The organism is Clostridium ljungdahlii DSM 13528 (genome assembly GCF_000143685.1).
Taxonomy (GTDB): Bacteria; Bacillota; Clostridia; order Clostridiales; family Clostridiaceae; genus Clostridium_B; species Clostridium_B ljungdahlii.
Genome location: NC_014328.1, coordinates 3,928,382 through 3,947,483, shown reverse-complemented (window position 1 = coordinate 3,947,483; position 19,102 = coordinate 3,928,382). Strand labels below are relative to the sequence as shown.

Annotated in this window: 18 protein-coding genes; 9 read left to right on the top strand and 9 right to left on the bottom strand. The window is 29.5% G+C overall.

Translation table 11 applies throughout. The features are described 5' to 3' along the window. The first annotated feature begins 414 nt into the window (after nucleotides 1–414). A complete protein-coding gene (locus CLJU_RS17845; RefSeq protein WP_013240253.1) occupies nucleotides 415–1,764 on the top strand; it encodes a Na+/H+ antiporter NhaC family protein in 1,350 nt (449 codons plus the stop codon). 375 nt (nucleotides 1,765–2,139) lie between these two features. After that, entirely contained in the window at nucleotides 2,140–2,763 is a 624-nt protein-coding gene (locus CLJU_RS17840; RefSeq protein ID WP_013240250.1) for a class I SAM-dependent methyltransferase, read from the top strand. Nucleotides 2,764–2,879: 116 nt separating this feature from the next. On the opposite strand, the gene CLJU_RS17835 is transcribed toward CLJU_RS17840, so the two are convergent. The 4 genes from CLJU_RS17835 to CLJU_RS17820 form a co-directional block, all read right to left on the bottom strand. After that, nucleotides 2,880–3,917 carry a radical SAM/SPASM domain-containing protein gene (locus CLJU_RS17835; protein WP_013240249.1) on the bottom strand — a complete coding sequence of 346 codons (1,038 nt, stop codon included), beginning with the start codon at nucleotides 3,915–3,917 and terminating at the stop codon, nucleotides 2,880–2,882. Between the two features lies 1 nt (nucleotide 3,918). After that, complete coding sequence (locus CLJU_RS17830) at nucleotides 3,919–4,722, bottom strand: hypothetical protein (RefSeq protein WP_147453363.1); 804 nt, start codon at nucleotides 4,720–4,722, stop codon at nucleotides 3,919–3,921. 143 nt (nucleotides 4,723–4,865) lie between these two features. Next, entirely contained in the window at nucleotides 4,866–6,176 is a 1,311-nt protein-coding gene (locus CLJU_RS17825) for an exonuclease domain-containing protein (RefSeq protein ID WP_013240247.1), read from the bottom strand. Between the two features lie 306 nt (nucleotides 6,177–6,482). After that, on the bottom strand, nucleotides 6,483–6,686 hold the full coding sequence (locus tag CLJU_RS17820) for a hypothetical protein (RefSeq protein ID WP_013240246.1): 204 nt from the start codon (nucleotides 6,684–6,686) through the stop codon (nucleotides 6,483–6,485). A gap of 289 nt (nucleotides 6,687–6,975) precedes the next feature. On the opposite strand from CLJU_RS17820, the gene CLJU_RS17815 reads away from it, so the two are divergent. After that, nucleotides 6,976–7,575 (top strand): nitroreductase family protein, encoded by a 600-nt coding sequence (locus tag CLJU_RS17815; protein ID WP_013240245.1) that lies wholly within the window; start codon nucleotides 6,976–6,978, stop codon nucleotides 7,573–7,575. Nucleotides 7,576–7,658: 83 nt separating this feature from the next. Here the strand turns inward: CLJU_RS17815 and CLJU_RS17810 are convergent, their stop codons facing one another. Next, nucleotides 7,659–9,371, bottom strand: a complete 1,713-nt coding sequence (locus CLJU_RS17810) for a methyl-accepting chemotaxis protein (RefSeq protein WP_013240244.1) — start codon at nucleotides 9,369–9,371, stop codon at nucleotides 7,659–7,661. Between the two features lie 309 nt (nucleotides 9,372–9,680). Between CLJU_RS17810 and CLJU_RS17805 the strand changes: the two genes are divergently transcribed. Beyond that, nucleotides 9,681–10,535 carry a hypothetical protein gene (locus CLJU_RS17805; RefSeq protein ID WP_013240243.1) on the top strand — a complete coding sequence of 285 codons (855 nt, stop codon included), beginning with the start codon at nucleotides 9,681–9,683 and terminating at the stop codon, nucleotides 10,533–10,535. 158 nt (nucleotides 10,536–10,693) lie between these two features. On the opposite strand, the gene CLJU_RS17800 is transcribed toward CLJU_RS17805, so the two are convergent. Beyond that, nucleotides 10,694–12,403 (bottom strand): hypothetical protein, encoded by a 1,710-nt coding sequence (locus tag CLJU_RS17800; protein ID WP_013240242.1) that lies wholly within the window; start codon nucleotides 12,401–12,403, stop codon nucleotides 10,694–10,696. A 370-nt stretch (nucleotides 12,404–12,773) separates the two neighbouring features. Here CLJU_RS17800 and CLJU_RS17795 point away from each other — a divergent pair, with 370 nt between their 5' ends. Both CLJU_RS17795 and CLJU_RS17790 read left to right on the top strand, forming a co-directional pair. Further along, on the top strand, nucleotides 12,774–13,346 hold the full coding sequence (locus CLJU_RS17795) for a chromate transporter (protein WP_013240241.1): 573 nt from the start codon (nucleotides 12,774–12,776) through the stop codon (nucleotides 13,344–13,346). Further along, entirely contained in the window at nucleotides 13,343–13,912 is a 570-nt protein-coding gene (locus CLJU_RS17790) for a chromate transporter (RefSeq protein WP_013240240.1), read from the top strand. Before CLJU_RS17795 ends, CLJU_RS17790 begins: the two co-directional genes overlap by 4 nt. 14 nt (nucleotides 13,913–13,926) lie before the next feature. Here CLJU_RS17790 and CLJU_RS17785 read toward each other — a convergent pair whose 3' ends face one another. The 3 genes from CLJU_RS17785 to CLJU_RS17775 all read right to left on the bottom strand — a co-directional run bounded on the left by CLJU_RS17785 (nucleotide 13,927) and on the right by CLJU_RS17775 (nucleotide 15,802). Next, nucleotides 13,927–14,838 (bottom strand): tetratricopeptide repeat protein, encoded by a 912-nt coding sequence (locus CLJU_RS17785; protein ID WP_013240239.1) that lies wholly within the window; start codon nucleotides 14,836–14,838, stop codon nucleotides 13,927–13,929. A 103-nt stretch (nucleotides 14,839–14,941) separates the two neighbouring features. Then, the gene (locus CLJU_RS17780; RefSeq protein WP_013240238.1) at nucleotides 14,942–15,355 is read right to left on the bottom strand and encodes an acyl-CoA thioesterase; all 414 of its coding nucleotides are present in this window, start codon (nucleotides 15,353–15,355) and stop codon (nucleotides 14,942–14,944) included. 216 nt (nucleotides 15,356–15,571) lie between these two features. Then, nucleotides 15,572–15,802 (bottom strand): DUF3892 domain-containing protein, encoded by a 231-nt coding sequence (locus CLJU_RS17775; protein ID WP_013240237.1) that lies wholly within the window; start codon nucleotides 15,800–15,802, stop codon nucleotides 15,572–15,574. 390 nt (nucleotides 15,803–16,192) lie between these two features. Here CLJU_RS17775 and CLJU_RS17770 point away from each other — a divergent pair, with 390 nt between their 5' ends. The 3 genes from CLJU_RS17770 to CLJU_RS17760 all read left to right on the top strand — a co-directional run bounded on the left by CLJU_RS17770 (nucleotide 16,193) and on the right by CLJU_RS17760 (nucleotide 19,021). Further along, nucleotides 16,193–16,381, top strand: a complete 189-nt coding sequence (locus tag CLJU_RS17770) for a DUF6440 family protein (protein ID WP_013240236.1) — start codon at nucleotides 16,193–16,195, stop codon at nucleotides 16,379–16,381. 217 nt (nucleotides 16,382–16,598) lie between these two features. After that, nucleotides 16,599–17,570 carry a metallophosphoesterase family protein gene (locus CLJU_RS17765; RefSeq protein ID WP_013240235.1) on the top strand — a complete coding sequence of 324 codons (972 nt, stop codon included), beginning with the start codon at nucleotides 16,599–16,601 and terminating at the stop codon, nucleotides 17,568–17,570. 281 nt (nucleotides 17,571–17,851) lie between these two features. After that, nucleotides 17,852–19,021, top strand: a complete 1,170-nt coding sequence (locus CLJU_RS17760) for an MFS transporter (protein WP_013240234.1) — start codon at nucleotides 17,852–17,854, stop codon at nucleotides 19,019–19,021. The last annotated feature ends 81 nt before the right edge of the window (nucleotides 19,022–19,102 follow it).

Genomic DNA, 19,102 nt, shown 5'->3' with positions numbered 1-19,102 from the left:
TAACGTACCAACATCATCAATTCTAAAAAGTCCTTGCTTAGTGGGTTCCCCATGATTTTCTCATTGTAGTGTCAAGTATTTTAACTCTAATTTTAGACTAGAATTAAAAAAGCTAAAATTAATTTTCTTATATTTTATATCATTCATATTAAAAACTTTTATATTAACTTAAATTATGATTAATTTACCTATAAAATGACATTATGTTATAATTGTAAAGAAATGTTTACAATTATAAAAATTTCTTTACGTTTTAATTAGTAAAGTGGTTTAAAATGTTTACATGCTTTTTTATTAGTTGGCTTATTTTATTAAAATTCAAGCTATTACAACTTTTGAACATATTGGCATAATAAATGCTAATGTTAATTGTATTGAACTTACATAGAAACATAAAAGGAGGTATTCAAAATAATGAACCAAAGAAAAGGAAGTGCCATTGCATTATTACCATTAGGTATATTTATGGTTCTATTTCTTGGTGTTTCAATTATAATGAAAGACTTTTATAAAATGCCTGTAGTTGTAGCTTTAATAATTGCATCCACCATAGCTATACTCCAAAACAAAAAAATACCTGTAGAATTAAAGGTTGAAAGATTTTGTAGAGGTGCCGGAGACTCCAGTATCATACTTATGTGTTTAATTTTTATTTTAGCAGGTGCTTTTGCTGAAGTCAGCAAAGCTATGGGAGCTGTAGATTCTACTGTAAATTTAGGACTAGCTGTTTTACCACATAGCTTTATAGTAGCTGGTATATTTATAATTGGTTCTTTTATATCAATGTCACTTGGAACTTCGGTTGGAACAATAGTAACTCTAGCACCTATCGCAGTTGGGATTGCACAAAAAACAGGGTTACCTGTGGAATTTTTAATTGCTGCTGTAGTTAGTGGTGCTATGTTTGGTGATGGATTATCTATGATATCTAATTCTACTGTAGCTGCTACTAAAACTCAAGATTGTGAAATGGTAGATAAGTTCAAAGCTAATTTTAAGATAGTACTTCCTGCAGCTATTATAACATTACTTATATATGCATTTTTAACTTTTGGTATGCAAGTCAATCATACTGGAGTTTATAACTACCAATTTATTAAAATATTACCTTACATAGCTGTACTTGTAGTAGCTTTAACAGGCTTTAACGTAGTCTTAGTATTAGTTGGAGGTATCGTACTCGCATCTATAATAGGTCTTATTTATGGTTCCTTTAATATATTTATGGTATTTCAACTTTGTGCAAAAGGTATTGCAGGTATGGAAGACATATCTATAATATCCATACTAATTGGTGGTATAGGTGAATTAATAAAATTCAATGGCGGTATAGATTTTTTATTAAATACAATACAAAAAAGAATTCACTCCGAGAAAGGTGCTGAATTTGGCATAGGTATATTGGTTAGTTTAGTAAATTTATGTACTGCTAATAACACTGTTTCTATAATTATAGTTGGTTCACTAGCTAAGGATTTATCTGAAAACTATGGTGTAGATAGGAGAAAAACTGCCAGCCTTTTAGACACTTTTGCTTGCTTTATACAAGGATGTATACCTTATGGTGCCCAACTTTTGGTTGCTTCTAGTCTTGCAACAATTTCACCATTTTTAATAATGAAATACATTTGTTATCCATATCTTTTAGGCATTGCATCAGTATTGGCTATAATAATTGGTATACCTAAATTTAAGACTCCAGCTAAAGGTGCATTAAAGCTAGAAGAGGAAGACTCTTCTGCTAGGGTAGGTCTGGTAAAATAAAAATTATGAAAATAATATAGATTCTCATGATTATAGTTATATATAGTATTAAATTAACTTTATTTGTAACATCCTATAGTATGCAATTTTAGTTGCTTACCACAACTGGTAAAGCGGAATTTATAGAGCAAAAAATAATAATTAATAGGCAAGAAGTAAGGAGTAATAAGAGTGTGATGGATAATGGGTGAAGGTATAGGTAGTATGATTTTAAGGAGCTTGAGAGGCAGCTGCTTGGATGGGATGATTTATGCTTTTGATGCATTTTTGTATTAAAAGGTGCTATTATGGTGTTAAAGACTGATTTAACATATAAAAATCTTAATACAAATAGTAATTTATTGTGAGGATTAATTTATAAAAGAGGGCGTGTAAGTGAAGAGTGTATATGATATAAAATTGTTCGTGAATCTATATGATTGTTTCATGAGAAAAATCATGTTTCCAAGATGCTTTAATACGACAATAGAAACACATATGGGCATATTAAAAAATGAGTTGAAGGATATACATGGAAAAAAAGTGCTAGAGTTGGCTGCAGGAACTGGGAGTACGTCAGAGGTTCTACCTATAGACAATTCTTATATTGGAACAGATGTAAGTATGAGAATGTTAAATATAGCAAAATCAAAGTTTAAAAAAATGGGTTTTGAAGATACTGTATTTGAAATAGCCGATGCATGTAATCTTAAATTTGAGGCTGAATACTTTGATTTGGTAATCTGCAACTTGGCAATGACCTATTTTATTAATATAGATGATTTTGCTGATGGACTATACCATATTTTACGGCAAGGCGGAGAATATCTATGCAGTGTTCCAGTGTCGTTAAAGAATGGAAATAAAAAATATAGGATCAATGAAAAAATAGAAACACCTGAAAAAATCAAGGATTTATTTGTGAGGCATGATCTAGTATTTGAACCGCTAAAAAAACAGGCGGGAGAATTATTATATTTTAAAGCATATAAAATTGCGTACCCAGCTAAGGGTAATTAGTGTAGAAACAGAAAAGGGTGCGGATCTAAAAAAATATTTGCATGAAAGAAGCATTGGCTATCAAAAAATAAATAAGGATACTTATTTATTTTTTGTATGAGCTTATACAGAGAGTTTTATTTATAAATAATAGGACAGCAGTTATCTGCTTGTTTATAATCCTTATACAGTGCATAAGATAAACATTTTAGTCCGCCCCTGCATTTTTCTGAGTATGTACATTTAAAACATTTATCAGGAATGTTTTTATTTCTTAAGTCTTTAAATACATTATTATTAAAATAAATATCCTTTAGAGAAGTTTTAAGAGCATTCCCACATGATATAGGCATTCGTCTGCAAGGGAGTACATCGCCATTTTCAAGAATAGTAATTAATGAGTCTCCTGCACTGCATCCATAAGGCATTTCTCCACTTTTTAGAAATTGCAAAGCTCGGTTAGAATAAATTTCAAGACCAGTTAGTTTATTTCTAAGAGTTTTCTTCTTTTCATTAAGTATTATAGAGAAATATTCTAAGGCCTCTTTAGAAGTAAATAACATGTCCGACATATCCTGCCCATTTCCTATAGGAACAAGTCTATCTGTCCATAATTTTGAAGCCTTATATTTTCGTGCATACCTGGCAACTACAGGGAATTCTTTATAATTACCTTTATGTGCAGTAAATGATACTAAAGTTCTTATATTATGTTTTCTGAGTATTTTAACAGCATTCCAAGTTTTATCGAAATTTCCTTTGCCTCTTAAAGCATCGTGAGTTTCCCTGTTCCCATCAATACTTACTTGTGTATGAGCTATATTCAAACTTTTCAATTTTTTAGCTATGTCATCTGTAATATAACTGCCATTAGTAAGTATTCCAAAAGAGAAATACTTTTTATTTTTACTGAATACTTTCAATATCTGAAGAAAGTCCTTCCTAGTAAAAGGTTCTCCTCCTGTTATATTTATATGTCCTCTAATAAAATCTTTATTTTTACTTTTTGAATAAAGTCTTAATAGGTCTTTATATTGCTCCAAAATATTAAGAATTTCATTAAATGAAAGCTCTTTTCCTGCATAACACTCTTGATAACAGTGTTTGCACCTTTGATTACATTTTGCTGTTATATGCCATTGCAAGGTTAATCGGCTGGTTGGTACACAAAACATATTAATCCCCTCCACAGCCGCCACATGATGAACAACTACTACAGCTGCTGCAGGAAGAACAACTGCTACAAGATGAGCCTCCTCCTCCTGAATTATTATTTGAAGAAGAATAATGATCTTGATTTGCTATTATAGAGCTAAATAAAATTGTTTCAGGATAATTTATCAATGAAGTTGGTCCATATAGGCACATAGAATATTCTAATTCTTCATCTGATGCGTTTGACGAAGAAACCTTTGGATATTTTGATTTCATTTCATCTAGTATTAATGGTTTATCTCTGACTTTATTAATTAAGGAATAAATAAATAACATCAATACATAAAGAACTACTAATGCCAAAACAGGTTTTCTGTTAATAATGCCTAGGCAAAGTTTGATTATAAATGGGATTGTTAAAGTTAGGAAGCCTACTCCAGATATAATTTTTTCATCATTGAATGAACTGATATTAACACATTTTTTATTCTCTAATTTTTTTCTAGTTTTTTTAATGAGATTTTCAACTTTTTTAAGTAAAGTTTTTGAATGCATAATACTATCTGGGGTATCTCCATTATCATAATGTTTTAAAATCTCCCGTTCTATTTCATCTGGAAACAATAAAGAGAGCTTACTATCTTTATTTGTTTTTAAATAAGGATTAATTTTATCACCTTCTAATAAAAGATATTTGTCCTTCCATAGTTTATAAAGATAGAACTCAATAATTTCATTGCATACATTGTTATCTTTTAGCACTATTAATTCTATTGGTGTTATTAGATCTTCTTGAAGCATCTCTTTATGATATCTATGTTTCAATCTAGTTCTAGTAAAAAATAGAGAAATTCTTGTAAAAAAAATAACGCATAAAACATATTTAAAAAATAGTAAAAGAAATTGAGGCCCAGGTATACTCTTTAAATAGTGTATCACTTTAATCACTTACCTTTATAATTATTTATTTAACCTATTATAGGTTGTACACTGTTATAAGAAAGATAAAAATCCTTTTTCTGCATATCTAATAAATATGCTGGAGCTATTCTTATAATTTTATCATTAACTTTTATTACTATGGTTTCATAAAATTGACTTAAACAATTTAAATTTGTTTTCTTAGTTGAGTATCCTATGATGTCACATTTATAAGTTTCATTTTTATTTTTATAATATATGTCTTTTAAATCAGCTGCTGTACGACTTAAAAGCTTCCATTCCCTTAACTTGTTTATCTTGTCATCTAAAGTGTTAAAAATAATAGTTGAATTTAAGTCAACAACTTCATTGGAATCATCAAAACTATTTTCTTTATTGGGAGTTTTGATCAATTCTAGAAATTCGGATTCATTCAAAATTTTTATAGAAGATCCGTTTTCATTTAATTCAGCTGCTTTTTCTTCCTTGGAACTTATTCCATTTTCACCTACAAGAGATTTATCCTGGTTTCCAACTATTAAGTAATCTGTCTTTTTAGATACACCACTTTTTAATGTGCCACCTAAGTTGACTACTTTTTGCATAGCTTCTTTTCTACCTAAACTTTTAAGTTCACCTGTGAAGACCACATTTTTATTATAAAATGGATTGGACGTATCGATAATATTGTCATTGTCAGGTTTAATTTCAGATATTTTAACTGTATTGAATTTGTTATTAGTGAAACTGTTTTTAGTATTCGCAATAAAACCTTTTTGAGGATTTAGATCTTTAAAAGTTTTTATTGGAAGGCTGGTATATGTATGACAAAAAGATTCAAGGTTCTTTTTATGAGCACGTTTTATGCATTCAATTACTAAATTTGCACATGCTGCAGCATCATCTAAAGAATTATGATGATGTCCTAAATCTACTCCAAAATATTTGGCACGGTCTTCTAAAGATTTACCAATTCCTTTCCCTCCACATAATTTTGTGGATATAGGTATACTGCAGATATAGTTGAAATTAGGCATAGAAATATCATATTCTAATAAACAATTTTTTAGTACTGACATATCAAATACGGCATTGTGAGCAATTATTATATTATCATCAAAGTAAGTATGTATATCATTCCATATATCAGGAAAAAGAGGTGAATTTTCTATGTCCTTAGGAGTTATTCCATTTATGGAGATATTCTTTTTATTAAAATCAAGAGTTGGTGGATGAATTAAAAAGTAATCTTTTTTACATATTTTATTATTTTTTACAGCAGCAATTCCAAGTGAACAAGCACTGTTGAAATTATTATTTGCTGTCTCAAAATCTATTGCTACAAAGTCAAATAGCATAATAGTTTCCTCCTTATATTTTACCCGTCGTTTCTGTATTCTTTATCATCTCGCAATACTTACATTATACATGTTACTTTCTAAGTAGGTATTATGTCAATATGGGTGTATATTCAGGTACACTTTAGCAGAATGTATTGTATAATTAACTTAACAATAGACACAATAAAAACAGGGTGCTGCTAACGCCTTGTAGTATACAATTTTAGTTACTTAGGACAACTAAAATTAAAATATTTATGTTATAATATTAGTAATAAGAGGGTGGATTATGAATTTAGTCTGCTTTATAGATTTGTATAAGTGTTAAATAATAGATAGAGTTTGAGGAAGCCTACCTATTATTTTTTTAGAATTATTTATGTTTACTTTAGTGTCTGATGATAATTTATCAGGTCTTAAAGTAATTTTGTTTTCAATTTTTATATGTAAATTTTTGTTAGATAATGCTACTATAGCAATAGTAGTTATTGAAAACAAACTAGGGAATAACAATAAAATGCACTTCATATTATGCCAAATCCTGATAAAGCACTAACAGAAATTCGTTGTGTGTTAAAAAAAGGGGCATTGTTGATTGCACCGACATTTGTATATGATGAAAAATCAATAAGATACGAATTTGGTTAATGGAAAGAATTGAATTTCATACTTTTCATAAATGGAAATCTGATGAATATATAGAATTCGTCCGAAAAAAGGCTTTGATATAATTAATAGTTCTGTAATTGCAGGAGAAATGTGCCGGAATGTATATTGATTTGTAAAACATAAATTCAAATTTAATGAGGTGAAATGAATGGGCATAGAAGCAATTTACAATAGGAGAAGTATACGAAAGTATAAATCTAAAGAAATACCAATAGATATTCTTAATGAAATATTGGATGCTGGAAGAGCTGCACCATCTGGGAAGAACAAACAGCCCTGGAAGTTTATTGTGTTTGGAGGAATTAAAAAAGAAGAACTTTTATCAAAAATGGAGGCTGGAATCCAGCGTGAATTAAATGAAGAAGCATTATTGCCTAATTCAAGAGATGGAATACCAGATGCAAAGAATACTTTACGAATTATGAAAGAAGCTTCAATTATCATCATGGTTTTTAATACAAATGGTAAATCGCCATTTAAAAATATAACTACGGCAGACGAACGATTTACGGAAATTGTAGATACACTTTCTATAGGTGCAGCTATTGAAAATATGTTGTTACAGGCAGAAGATTTAGGATTAGGTACATTATGGATTGCAAATACATGTTTTGCATATAATGAACTGGTAAATTATATTGATGTAAAAACACAGCTGGTTGGGGCTGTTGCACTTGGATATCCTGATGAGAAACCAAATCCAAGACCTAGAAAGACGCCAGATAGCATTATTGAATATAGACTTTAAAAATTTATTTCCATCTTTTTTCGAAATTGTGATTATAAAATGGGATATCTTAAATTTGAGATATCCCATTTATAGATTAAAATTTATACTTTAAATTTATGAACCATTTCATTAAGTTTTTGTGCAAGTTCAGCTTGACTTTGAGCAGATTCAGAAACCTCACTTACAGCTTTTGTTATCTCATTTATACTGCTCATTATATCTTCTGAACTAGCTGCTGATTCTTCTGAAGTTGCTGATATATTTTCAACTGAACCACTTATATTACTTATAGCATTATCCATTTGTTTTGATGAAGTTGAAATTTCCTCAGCCATATTTTTTATAAATGCAGCATCTTTTTCATATTGTATACCTGTGTTCATAAGAAGTTTATAATTAGGATTTACATTATTTGATATATAATCTAAGATATCTTGTCCACTTTTCGATAAAGAATCAAAGGCATCTTTTACTTGAGAAACCATGCTTTGTATACTTACTACAGCTTGAGAAGATTGTTCTGCTAAATCTCTTACTTCCTCTGCAACTACAGCAAAGCCCTTTCCTTGTTCCCCAGCTCTTGCAGCTTCTATTGCAGCATTTAATGCAAGGAGATTTGTTTGTTCTGCTATACTTCCAATGGAATCGGCCATAATTTTAACTTCTTCGACAACTTTGCCATCCTCAATAGATTTTATAATATTATCGTGTTTTTCTTTATATATTGCATTTCCATCCTCTATATTTTTAGCCGCTTTATTTTTTATTTCAACTGCACGTTTACTTATTTCATTTGAAGAATTTTGGGCATTTATTGATTTATCTAATAATTTATTAGTTGAAGTAGAAATCTCCTGCATAGAAGCGTTTACCCCTTCTGTTGTTGAACTTAATTCTTGTGCACCTTGTGCTATTTGTTCGGTGGATTCATTTGCAGCTTCCATCATAGATGTAATTTCCTCAGTAGTTGCAGATAGCTCTTCACTAGAAGAACTTATATCTCCAGCACTATTCATTATTGAACTTATTAATTCTTTCATATTCTCACAAGCTTTATTTAAAGCTTTGCCTAAGTTTCCTATTTCATCTTTGCTATCCACTTCTATAGATTTAGTTAAATCTCCATCTCCCAAAGCTTTTGCTAAATTTAAAACCTTAGTAATTTCTTTTGAAATCATAATTGCTATAAATAAACCAATAATAACTCCAACAGCAAGCCCTAATATAATTATTGTATTGGTAATAACTAAAGATGATGTATATGTAATTTTATTTTGATTATCTGCATTATCCGCTTCATTAGAATTTGTTGCTATTAATTTATCCATATCACTGTAAATTTTCGTTCTTGCCTTAGTAATATCAGAAAAATTTTCTTGTGCGTCTTTATAATTATTTTCATCAATAAATTTTAATACCTTATTAAATGCCTCTTTGTATTCATTCCTATCCTTTTTTAACTGTGAAAAAATTGAATCTTCATTCTTAGATAATAATGTCTTCTCATAATTATCTATAATTGAATCATTTTTAGCACTTAAATCATTAATTTCTTTTTTTAACTTATTTTTGTCACCTAAATTTTGTTGATAAACAATTTTTAATAAATCTGATCGAATATCTGCAAAATTTTGTTTCGTGATCATTAAGCTTTCTATTGACTTAAGATTATAATCATGCATAGAATTAGCGTTAGAATAGATGGTTTTCATATTATGTAATCCAATAAATCCAACTACACCGATAAATAAAGCTACTAGAACAAATGAAGATATTAATTTTTGTATCATCTTTAAATTTTTAAACCACTGCATAATTTGCGCCTCCTTAAAATTTTACTAAAATTTGCTTAACATAAAGAAAATTTGCCCTAAAATGTTGAATGTATTAAGTACAACTCCCAAAATAATAATTAAGGTGAATACTATGTATATCGTATTATTCGACAAAAATATTTATTATTTTTTGATAAAAATATGAAATATTAATATAAAATTAAGTTAGATTATAGTACTAATGAAAATTTGAAATAAAGAATTTAAATAGAAATGATAAATTATAGAAAAAATTTAAAAAAGGAATTAATTATATTTTTAAGAATATTATGTAATGAGGTGATTAATATGAAACAAGAAGATATAAGCTGCATAGTAGATCATGAAAAGTTAAAATTACATATAATATACATTATAATCATTAGTATAGCAGTTATAGCAATTTTTATAACAACGTCGTGTTATTGGAATATTAAATTTGTAGATGAAGTGTCTTTTGCAGTGGCAATATCATCAATAATATTATCAATAATTGCTATAATAGTGACAATAAATGGGGAACAGAAATCTAATAATACAAAGAACAAACTTGAAAATGTATCTGATAATCTTGTAGACGTATCGCGAGAGACAAAGAGCAAATTTGAGGATGCATTTGATAATCTTGCAGATGTATCACAAGAAATAAATGTAGCAGCAAACAGACTGAATCAGATTAATGATATGAAATTTAAAATAGAAGAATTAAATAAGAATTTAGACGGAATGGATTCTAAAATTAATCATAAATTGAGAGATTTGGAATCAACGATGACCAGCTTAATAGATAATGAAGCTAATAGTCTAGATAGTGAAGATAATGATAGTTATATTAAAACATTGAAAAGTTTCTTAAAATATAGTAAAAATAATACAGATAAGAAAATTATTGTTTGCACTATATATTGGATTAATTCAATAAGTGAGATAATAAAAACTAATAAAGATAAAAATTTAAAATTTAAGTATTGTTTTGAGCAATATAACCAATATCTCAATGATATTGGTGGGAATAAAGGTCTTCAATATTATTATTTAGGGGTGGCAACAGTATTTGCTAATAATGTTTGGGTTAAAAAGCATATATTAAATGAAATGGAAGAGAAATATTATAATGAAAAAAGTATGCTGCAAAATCAAATAGAAAAGAGATTCAACGGCTAAAGCAAAATAGATTAAATAGAGTAAATAGAGTGATACTGGTGAGAACTTGAAAACAATATATAATTATCCAAACAGGAAATGGGTATAGATTTGTGTAGAAACTAAATCTATACCCATTATTTTTAGATGAATATCACTTTAATAAATAGAAACAAACTTTAAAGTTTTATAGTGCCATTTAAGCCTTTATTTGACGGCCAATTGATAATTTTGTTATTAAAATTAATTTCAACATGATCATTTAGAACCCTAATACATATACTTCGAGAATTATTTCTATACTTTAATATATTAGCTAAACATATAGCTTTTTCCAGGCCATCTCCCATTTGATAGTTGCATACTTCATCTGGTTGAGCCATTCGGGAGCCGTTATATATGGATACATTAGGCATATTCTCCAATGCATTTATAACTTCATCTTCATTTAAGTTTTCATACATATTAATAGAAACGGGATTTCGTTCTAAGGCTGCTTTGATAAAAGGATCCCATTCGGTTCTGGAAAAATCTCTTAATGCGTAAAAAGCAAGATCTGCAGAAACGTTTGTGTCTCTAATAGACTCTAAATAGTTAACAATATCTTCACGGCTCATTTCTGGCGACAACTGTATTGGCTCTGCTTTAATAAAATTTTTATTCTTTCCAGGAAGTCTTGGATCTATATTGCAAAATTCATATAATGAAGTTAAAATCTCCTTTAAAGGCATATTAGGGCAGTTAAGTTCATCCATTACACTGATAATATCCTTCTCATCATTAAAATCTACTTTGTGTTTTTTAAAGAATTCATCAAAATTATTAAGACATATCCTATTTTGTATCGGTTCCTGAGAAAATTCATACTCGTCAATCTCAGACAGCAATTTGTCTCTCGTACTCTTATTGATCTTAAAAGAGCTAGTATGCTCATAAGCATAGGCTTTTTCAGCGGGAATATATCTGTGGCCGCCATGATACTCATGCTTAATTTGAAAGAATTTTTGAAGATGGCTCTCCTGTCTAAGAAAATTGCATAACATCTCATAATCTATGTCATGTACAAGGAATTTCTTGAGCTTTTTTTCAAAGCCCATATATACTTCATGATCTATGGTTGCTTCGGGATATACTACATGGACAAAACCTGTGTTATGAGAAATAATTGTAATTTGTTCGTTTCGTATTGCTCTTTGAGCTTTTACCGTAAGTTCAGTACCGTTAAACCACATATTTTTAGTAACAATTCTTCTATTATTTGTTACTATTCCACCCTTTACATCTACAAAATTTTGTGAATGAAGTGGTGTTGCAAGTAGGTATATGTCTTTAAGAGGTATTTTACATATTATAAACAATGCAGCGGCATAAAGAGTAGATAGGGACACACATTCACCTGCACCTTTTTCATAGTTCTTTTTGTATTTGAATGCATTCATTGCTTCTACAGTTTCAGTCTTCCAATAAGGAATCATATTAGAGTTATATTTATCAAGGCCAAAATGTCGTCTAATATCCATACTAAAATAATATTTGTCTCCTTCATAACCAAACAAGGCATTACTTCTGCTTATTGTTTCAACATTCATAAAGGGTTCAAAACGTGCTATTTCATTCTCTTTAGTTGTAAGTCCCCATGTATCAATATCCAGATTGAAATCATAATTGTCCATTATATACTGCTTAAGTCTTAATATTTTCCTATATGGATTTAGTTTATCAATATCCTTAAACCATTCATCCTTTTTCCATTCCCATATAATTGGAGACATTATGTTTGCTAGCAAGAGACTATATAGAAGTTCCGGAAATATGAAAATTTCCATATCTGATAGGGTAACTGCTGATGAATACTTTTCTATATCCTTATTATTAAAAATCTCAAACACATCCTTTTTATTGATAAAATTATACTGCTACGTATATAAATTTTAACATCTTCATAGTGTAGCTACAAGTCTAGAATATGGCGAAAATATTATTTATGCTTATAAAACTAAAAGTTTTTTGATAATTTAAGCTTATTTATGACAGATAAAAGTTTTATTTTTTTAGTGACTTAAGTGATCAATTCTTTTGTTTGTAAATAGTTGAGTCCCTATGAAACTTTATCATAAAAATAATACATTTTTTACATATTTATGGAGAAGAAATAGAACTTGTACTATAATAAAAATATATATTAGGATGTTTAATTTTTTGATTATGTAAATTCCTCAAGTATAAAAACACCCACTAATCAGCTGTGAAGGAGAAAAGATGAAAAGAAATTTAAAGTTTTACGAAACATTGTTTGTGTCAACATTTTCAGTTAGCGCTTTCACCTTTGGGGGCGGATATGTGATTGTGCCATTGATGAAGCATAAATTTGTTGATACACTTCACTGGATTGATGAAAATGAAATGCTGGATATTGTTGCCATTTCACAGTCTTTGCCGGGGTCAATGGTCGTCGATGCTTCTGCTTTGGTCGGTTACCGTCTGGCTGGTATTCCAGGAGTAATTGTGGCGCTTATCTCAACGATTTTGCCACCTCTGGTAATTATAGCTGTTGTTTCACTCTTTTACCAGACGTTTAAAACAAATCCAGTGGTAAATGCCGTTCTAAAGGGAATGCAGGCAGGAATTGCGGCTATTATTGCCGATGTGGTGATTTCTGGTGGAACTGAAATCTTCAAATCGAAAAACACTCTTTCAATTTTTATCATGATTGTTTCCTTCTGTACAATTTATTTTCTAAATGCAAATGTCATATGGGTCATTCTGGTGTGTGGTGCACTTGGTGGCATTTTAACAGCTATTCAAAACCGAAAGAAGGTGATGAAAACATGATTTATTGGAAATTGCTTTTGAGTTTTCTACAGGTAGGACTTTTTAGTTTTGGCGGTGGTTATGGAATTCTTCCACTTATTCAGCAGCAGGTTGTCACACAGAATCACTGGCTGACGATGAAAGAATTTGCCGATGTAGTGACCATTTCTCAAATGACACCAGGACCTATTGTTTTGAACGCTTCCACATTCGTAGGAATGAAAATGGCAGGGGTAACAGGTGCTATTGTGGCGACTTTCGGCTGCGCATTTCCAACGACAGTACTAGCAATTATTGTTGGATACTATTATTACAAGTATCGAGACATGACGCTTGTAAAAGGAATTTTTGAAGGACTGCGTCCGGCTATCGTTTCTCTGATTGCTACAGTTGGGATGTCCATTTTGTTTTTATCACTGTTCAATGCTGAAGCATTTACTTTGAGTGTATTTTCTCATGTAGATTGGAAAGCTGTAGTCATGTTTCTAAGCTGTCTGTTCATTCTGCGCAAATGGAAAACGAACCCGATTTACATCATGCTTGGTTCTGGAGTCGTCGGAATAGTTGTTTATCTTTTGATGGGGTAATATAAAGGAATGTGTCACTTAGAGGCAAATTCTTTAAATGAACTTAGTTTTCTTACTTTTTCTAATTCCTCATCTTCTAAAACATATTTTAAAAATTTGGGATATAACTTTAAAGCCGTAATTATATCTTCACAGGCCTTATTTTCTTCATTAATTAAGGCATAAAAACAACTTCTGTTGTAATATAAAAAATGTACTTTGCTGCAATTATTAATTCCATTAGATAAAATTTCTATACCCTTTTTTGTAGCTTTATATTTATAAATTACTGCTAAATTCAAATAACTGTATTCATAATGCTTGTTTTTATTAATTGATCTCTCATAGAAACCAATGGCCTTTTTTATCATATTAAACTTATAACAAATTACTCCCATGTTGAACAAAGCTAAATAATTATTTGGATCTATTTTTAAAGCTTTTGAAAACTTCTTATACGCAAGATCGTTTTGATTTTGTTCTTCATAAATGCTTCCTAAGTTTAAATTTGCCCAAAAATCCGTAGGATTTAAACTTAAAAGTTTTTCATAAGTTTCTATTGATAAATCCTTTTCTCCAGATAAATCGTAAGCATTTGCTAGGAAAAAGTAAGCCTTATGATAATTTGGATTTATATAAATAGCTTTATTGTATAATTTTATAGCTTGTTCATAATTTCCTTCATCATCATATATTGCAGCCAAACCATAGTAAGCTCTTTCCTCGCAGTTATCTATATCTAAAGCTTCTTTGTAATACGCCTTAGCTTTCTCTGATTTTCCCAAAGTATCATATATTAAAGCTAAATTAATTATTGAATCTATATCTTCGCCATTTGAAAGTTCATAAACTTTATTATATAAATTTAATGCTTTAATTAATTTATTCTCTTCAAAGGCTTCCTCTGCTTTTTCTAAATATTTATTAATTTGTATATTATCCTTCATAAATACACTATTCCTATATAAATTATTTTATTTGATAATTGAAATATTATTATCTTTAGAACATACATTAAACTATTATTAATAGCAACTAACTTCCTTTTTATTATATTAGTGACTGTAATTTTTCAAATAGTTCTGTATGATTTTTCTTTAAATTAATTATTTTAAAGTTATTATTAACAAAAGCGTGTAATGTGCTTCCTTTTGCAATTTCCTTTTGGTCGTTTTCTCTAATAACCGAGTAGTTAAATTTTGCTTTAACTGGTGTTAATTCTTTAATCCAAGTTTTTATTAGTAGTTTATCTTCATATTTTGCACCCTGTAAGTATCTGCAGTTACTTTCAACTAGAGGAAACATTATACCGTCTTTCTCCATTTGTGAATAACTTATACCAGTCTTTTTTATAAACTGTGTTCTAGCTTCTTCAAAGTATATATAATAATTAGAATGATGAACTATACCCATCTTATCAGTTTCTGCATATCTAACAACTACCTTTGTTTCATTTATGTACAAGCTTGACACGTCCTCTCTATAATAGAATTATTATACACAATATTATAACACCATTCATTATAAAGAAGAATCCGCTCGTAATATTCAACATTGAATTTTATACAATTATGAAGTGTCTATTGCACTAAGAAATTAGTATAACAGACACTCTAGTCATATTTCGATATTCTTTTATTTAGGTGTAGATAAAAAATTTAACACGTTTTTACTTAAAGGTTAAAAAATTGGTTTATTGTCTAGGTTATCACTTTCATCCCCATTAGGATTGCTTCTCAAATATTCTCTACCATTTTTGGCCTTTCCAACATTTATGCCCTCTATTAAGCCGTCCTTTGTCATCATTATTGCTTCATCTATTGAATATATATTTCCATTTTCAAGCATTACATCAGTTATATCTCCCTGAGAATTTTTCTTTACCTTTATAACTTTAGATTTGTCACTCATACTAACACCTCACCTGTATTTTTGATATTACTTCATCAAGAGATTCTTAGGTTCAGGTGGGGTTTGCTTATAAGGAATACCTTTTCTCCATCTGAACTTTAGAAGAACTTATCCAGGCGCGTAGCAGTGCTTATCCCCTTTGAAGAAGATGGGGGTGTTAGCAATGGTAGCGATCGGATAAGGTTTCTTTTTAATATTATTTGTAGTAATGTTATATACTATTCTTATTTAAATCAATAATTAAAAGAAAAAGGTATTATGGTAATTGATGAGAAGTTAGGATAATTGTCATGAAAAGTAATAGAGAGATATTGTATAAAATGATATAATTTACTTATAGGTTAATGAGCAGCGGTAAATTTCTTCAATCTTGAAAGGAGGAAGTAAAGAATGTTTGGTGAAAAGTCTAATAAAAGATTTGAGGTAATTTTTAAAGAGGGTGCTACAGCTGGATATAAGATAATAGTAGATAAAGAAACAGGAGTTGAATATTTATTTAGTTATGATGGATATGCTGGGGGATTAACATTGTTAGTTGATAAAGATGGAAAGCCAATTATTAAAGATGATAATAAATAACATTTTTAATTTGTGTATTATAAGATAGTTCAAATTGAATTCAAATTTGGACTATCTCATAGGTAATAAAATAAACATTCCTATCATAATTTAAAAATAGAAAGTGGATTATATAAAATTGATTTTGAATAATTATATATATTAACAAAGGAAGCACTTTATCTGCAGAAAGGCTTCCTTTTATTTTTGTCTAAAAATTTAATTATGGAGGTATAAAATGATAGATAATGTATTAAAATCAATACTAACTTTTTTTAATGGTATTTTTAAAAGAAAGTATAAAGTAATTCCACAGAAAATTAATTTGAAATTCAATCAAAATGGGGAATTTAAAATTGTTCAATTTACAGATTTACACGAGTATTCTTTCAAAAATAAAAAAACTATAAGACTTATGGAAAATGTGTTAGATACTGAACAGCCAGACCTTGTTGTGCTAACTGGAGATATTATAGACGGTAGGTTTTGTAAACTAAAAGAAGAAGTTAAAAAGGCAATTGTAAATATTGCAAAACCAATGGAAGATAGAAAGATGCCCTGGGCAGTAGTTTTAGGTAATCATGATGATGAATTATGTATGGCAAATAGAAAAAACCAGATGAAAATGTACATGTCGTACAAGTATAATCTTAGTCAAAGCTTTTCAAGTGTAATTGGTAGAGCAGGAGACTATAATCTCATCATCAAGGATTTTAAAAATGATAAGCCTATATTTAACATTTACATGATTGATTCAGGCAGCTATGACATAAAAGGGTATGGGTATATAAGAAAAGAACAAATAGATTGGTATAAAAAATTATCAACTAATCTAAAAAAACAATTTGGCAAGATAATTCCATCACTTATGTTTTTTCATATTCCACTGCAGCAGCAATATAAGGTATGGCAAAGTGGAAAAGCTATAGGAGAAAGAAATGAAAAAGAATCTCCACAAGCTGTTGATAGTGGATTGTTTTCTGCACTTATTGAAATGGGGGATGTTAAAGGAGTATTTGTAGGGCATGATCATACTAACGATTATATAGGAGATTTAAATGGTATTACTTTAGGATATGGGCGTAAGACAGGATATAACTCTTACGGAAAAAAAGGCTTTGCTAAAGGAGCAAGAATAATTATTTTAAATGAAAACAATTTAGAAAAGCTTAAAACATATAAAAAATTAGAAGTGCAAAATAATAAATGAGTATTCAATTTATATTTATTAGTATACAAAAATTTTATCTTACATAAATGTATAAAATATCGTTGTAAATTTCTACATCATGTAGGGTGAAATGTAAACGTATAAATATTATACTATATACATATAGAAGATTTAAAATGTTCAAGTTTATTTCAAAAAATTATGGGGGTGAAATAACATGATACCAAAAGAGATGACTGCAATACGTGATAAAAGAATGATGGCCGCACTAAATATGAAAAGTTTTTTAAAATCAAAGAGCGAAGAAGGGAGTTTAAGTTATGAGTAAAGGTAAATCAGCAACTATATTCGCAATATTTTCTTTTTCATTTCTAGTTATGGCACAAGGAGCAACTTCTCCTGCACTTGCAAGTATAGGTCAGGCTTTCCCCAAAATAGATTTTAGTGTAGTGGTACTTATAGCTACATTACCATGTTTAACCACGATTCCATTTTCAATGATAGGAGGAAAATTAGCCGGTAATATTATGACATTTAGAAGTGTTACCATTATTGGAATAATTCTTACTATCATTGGTGGTGCTTTCCCTTATTTTACAAATAGCTTTGTTGTAATTCTTATTATGAGGGCTATATTGGGAGCTGGGGTAGGTTTAATATCTCCAATTCCATCAGCACTTATTATGAACTTTTTCCAAGGAAAAGATGTAGAAAACCTCATGGGTTACAATAGTGTTATTCAGAATATAGGTGGTATCGTATTCCAAATACTTGGAGGATTTTTATGTGTTATTAGCTGGCGAACTACCTTTTTAACTTATCTTTTGGCTGTTATATCTCTTATCGTAGTTATTTTCATGTTACCTGAGCCTGCAAAGGTAGAAAAGGCAAAGAATGAAAAAGTAAAGATGCCTGGTATGGTATATGTATGGTCAATAATTTTCCTGGTTTATACTTTAATAAATTACCCAATGTTAACGGGTATATCATCTTTAATAGTTGATAATAAATTGGGAACTTCAGCTAGTGCAGCGATGGCACTTACTATGTTCTCTATAGGTGGGATGTTAACTGGTGCAATTTTTGGAAAATTATATCATGTGGCTACAAAGTACACCATAGTTGTAGGAACGGTTCTCCATGCTATAGGATTTGTGATTTTGATCTATGGAAATAGCGTTTTTATGTTTACTATTGCAACAACTATTGTTGGAATGGGATTTGGACTTGTGGTGCCAGCTGTAATTATGTATGTTGGTATGCCGGTGCCTCAGTCAGCACAGCCTTTTGCAATTTCTATAGCTCTTGCATTTATGAGCATAGGTGGTTTTGTTTCAAGCTTCTTCTTTGCTTTTGTTAAGAATACTTTTAATATATCATCTATGAGATTTCCATTTGTATTTGGCGCTGTATGTCTTGTGATTTACTCAATTGTTCAATCATTGTTTAATCTAAAGACATCAAAGCAAGAGTCAATAGGTGTGAAATAATAGAAATTAAAGTTACTAGTATGATTTTACGTTTGTATGCTGTGCATAACGGCTGATACACACTTGGGTAAGAAAGATATT

Bases quoted from the DNA above. Each gene is read 5' to 3' on its own strand.
- CLJU_RS17845 (WP_013240253.1), top strand. From the start codon at position 415: ATGAACCAAAGAAAAGGAAGTGCCATTGCATTATTACCATTAGGTATA.
- CLJU_RS17835 (WP_013240249.1), bottom strand. From the start codon at position 3,917: ATGTTTTGTGTACCAACCAGCCGATTAACCTTGCAATGGCATATAACA.
- CLJU_RS17825 (WP_013240247.1), bottom strand. From the start codon at position 6,176: ATGCTATTTGACTTTGTAGCAATAGATTTTGAGACAGCAAATAATAAT.
- CLJU_RS17820 (WP_013240246.1), bottom strand. From the start codon at position 6,686: ATGAAGTGCATTTTATTGTTATTCCCTAGTTTGTTTTCAATAACTACT.
- CLJU_RS17815 (WP_013240245.1), top strand. From the start codon at position 6,976: ATGGGCATAGAAGCAATTTACAATAGGAGAAGTATACGAAAGTATAAA.
- CLJU_RS17810 (WP_013240244.1), bottom strand. From the start codon at position 9,371: ATGCAGTGGTTTAAAAATTTAAAGATGATACAAAAATTAATATCTTCA.
- CLJU_RS17805 (WP_013240243.1), top strand. From the start codon at position 9,681: ATGAAACAAGAAGATATAAGCTGCATAGTAGATCATGAAAAGTTAAAA.
- CLJU_RS17795 (WP_013240241.1), top strand. From the start codon at position 12,774: ATGAAAAGAAATTTAAAGTTTTACGAAACATTGTTTGTGTCAACATTT.
- CLJU_RS17790 (WP_013240240.1), top strand. From the start codon at position 13,343: ATGATTTATTGGAAATTGCTTTTGAGTTTTCTACAGGTAGGACTTTTT.
- CLJU_RS17785 (WP_013240239.1), bottom strand. From the start codon at position 14,838: ATGAAGGATAATATACAAATTAATAAATATTTAGAAAAAGCAGAGGAA.
- CLJU_RS17775 (WP_013240237.1), bottom strand. From the start codon at position 15,802: ATGAGTGACAAATCTAAAGTTATAAAGGTAAAGAAAAATTCTCAGGGA.
- CLJU_RS17770 (WP_013240236.1), top strand. From the start codon at position 16,193: ATGTTTGGTGAAAAGTCTAATAAAAGATTTGAGGTAATTTTTAAAGAG.
- CLJU_RS17765 (WP_013240235.1), top strand. From the start codon at position 16,599: ATGATAGATAATGTATTAAAATCAATACTAACTTTTTTTAATGGTATT.
- CLJU_RS17760 (WP_013240234.1), top strand. From the start codon at position 17,852: ATGAGTAAAGGTAAATCAGCAACTATATTCGCAATATTTTCTTTTTCA.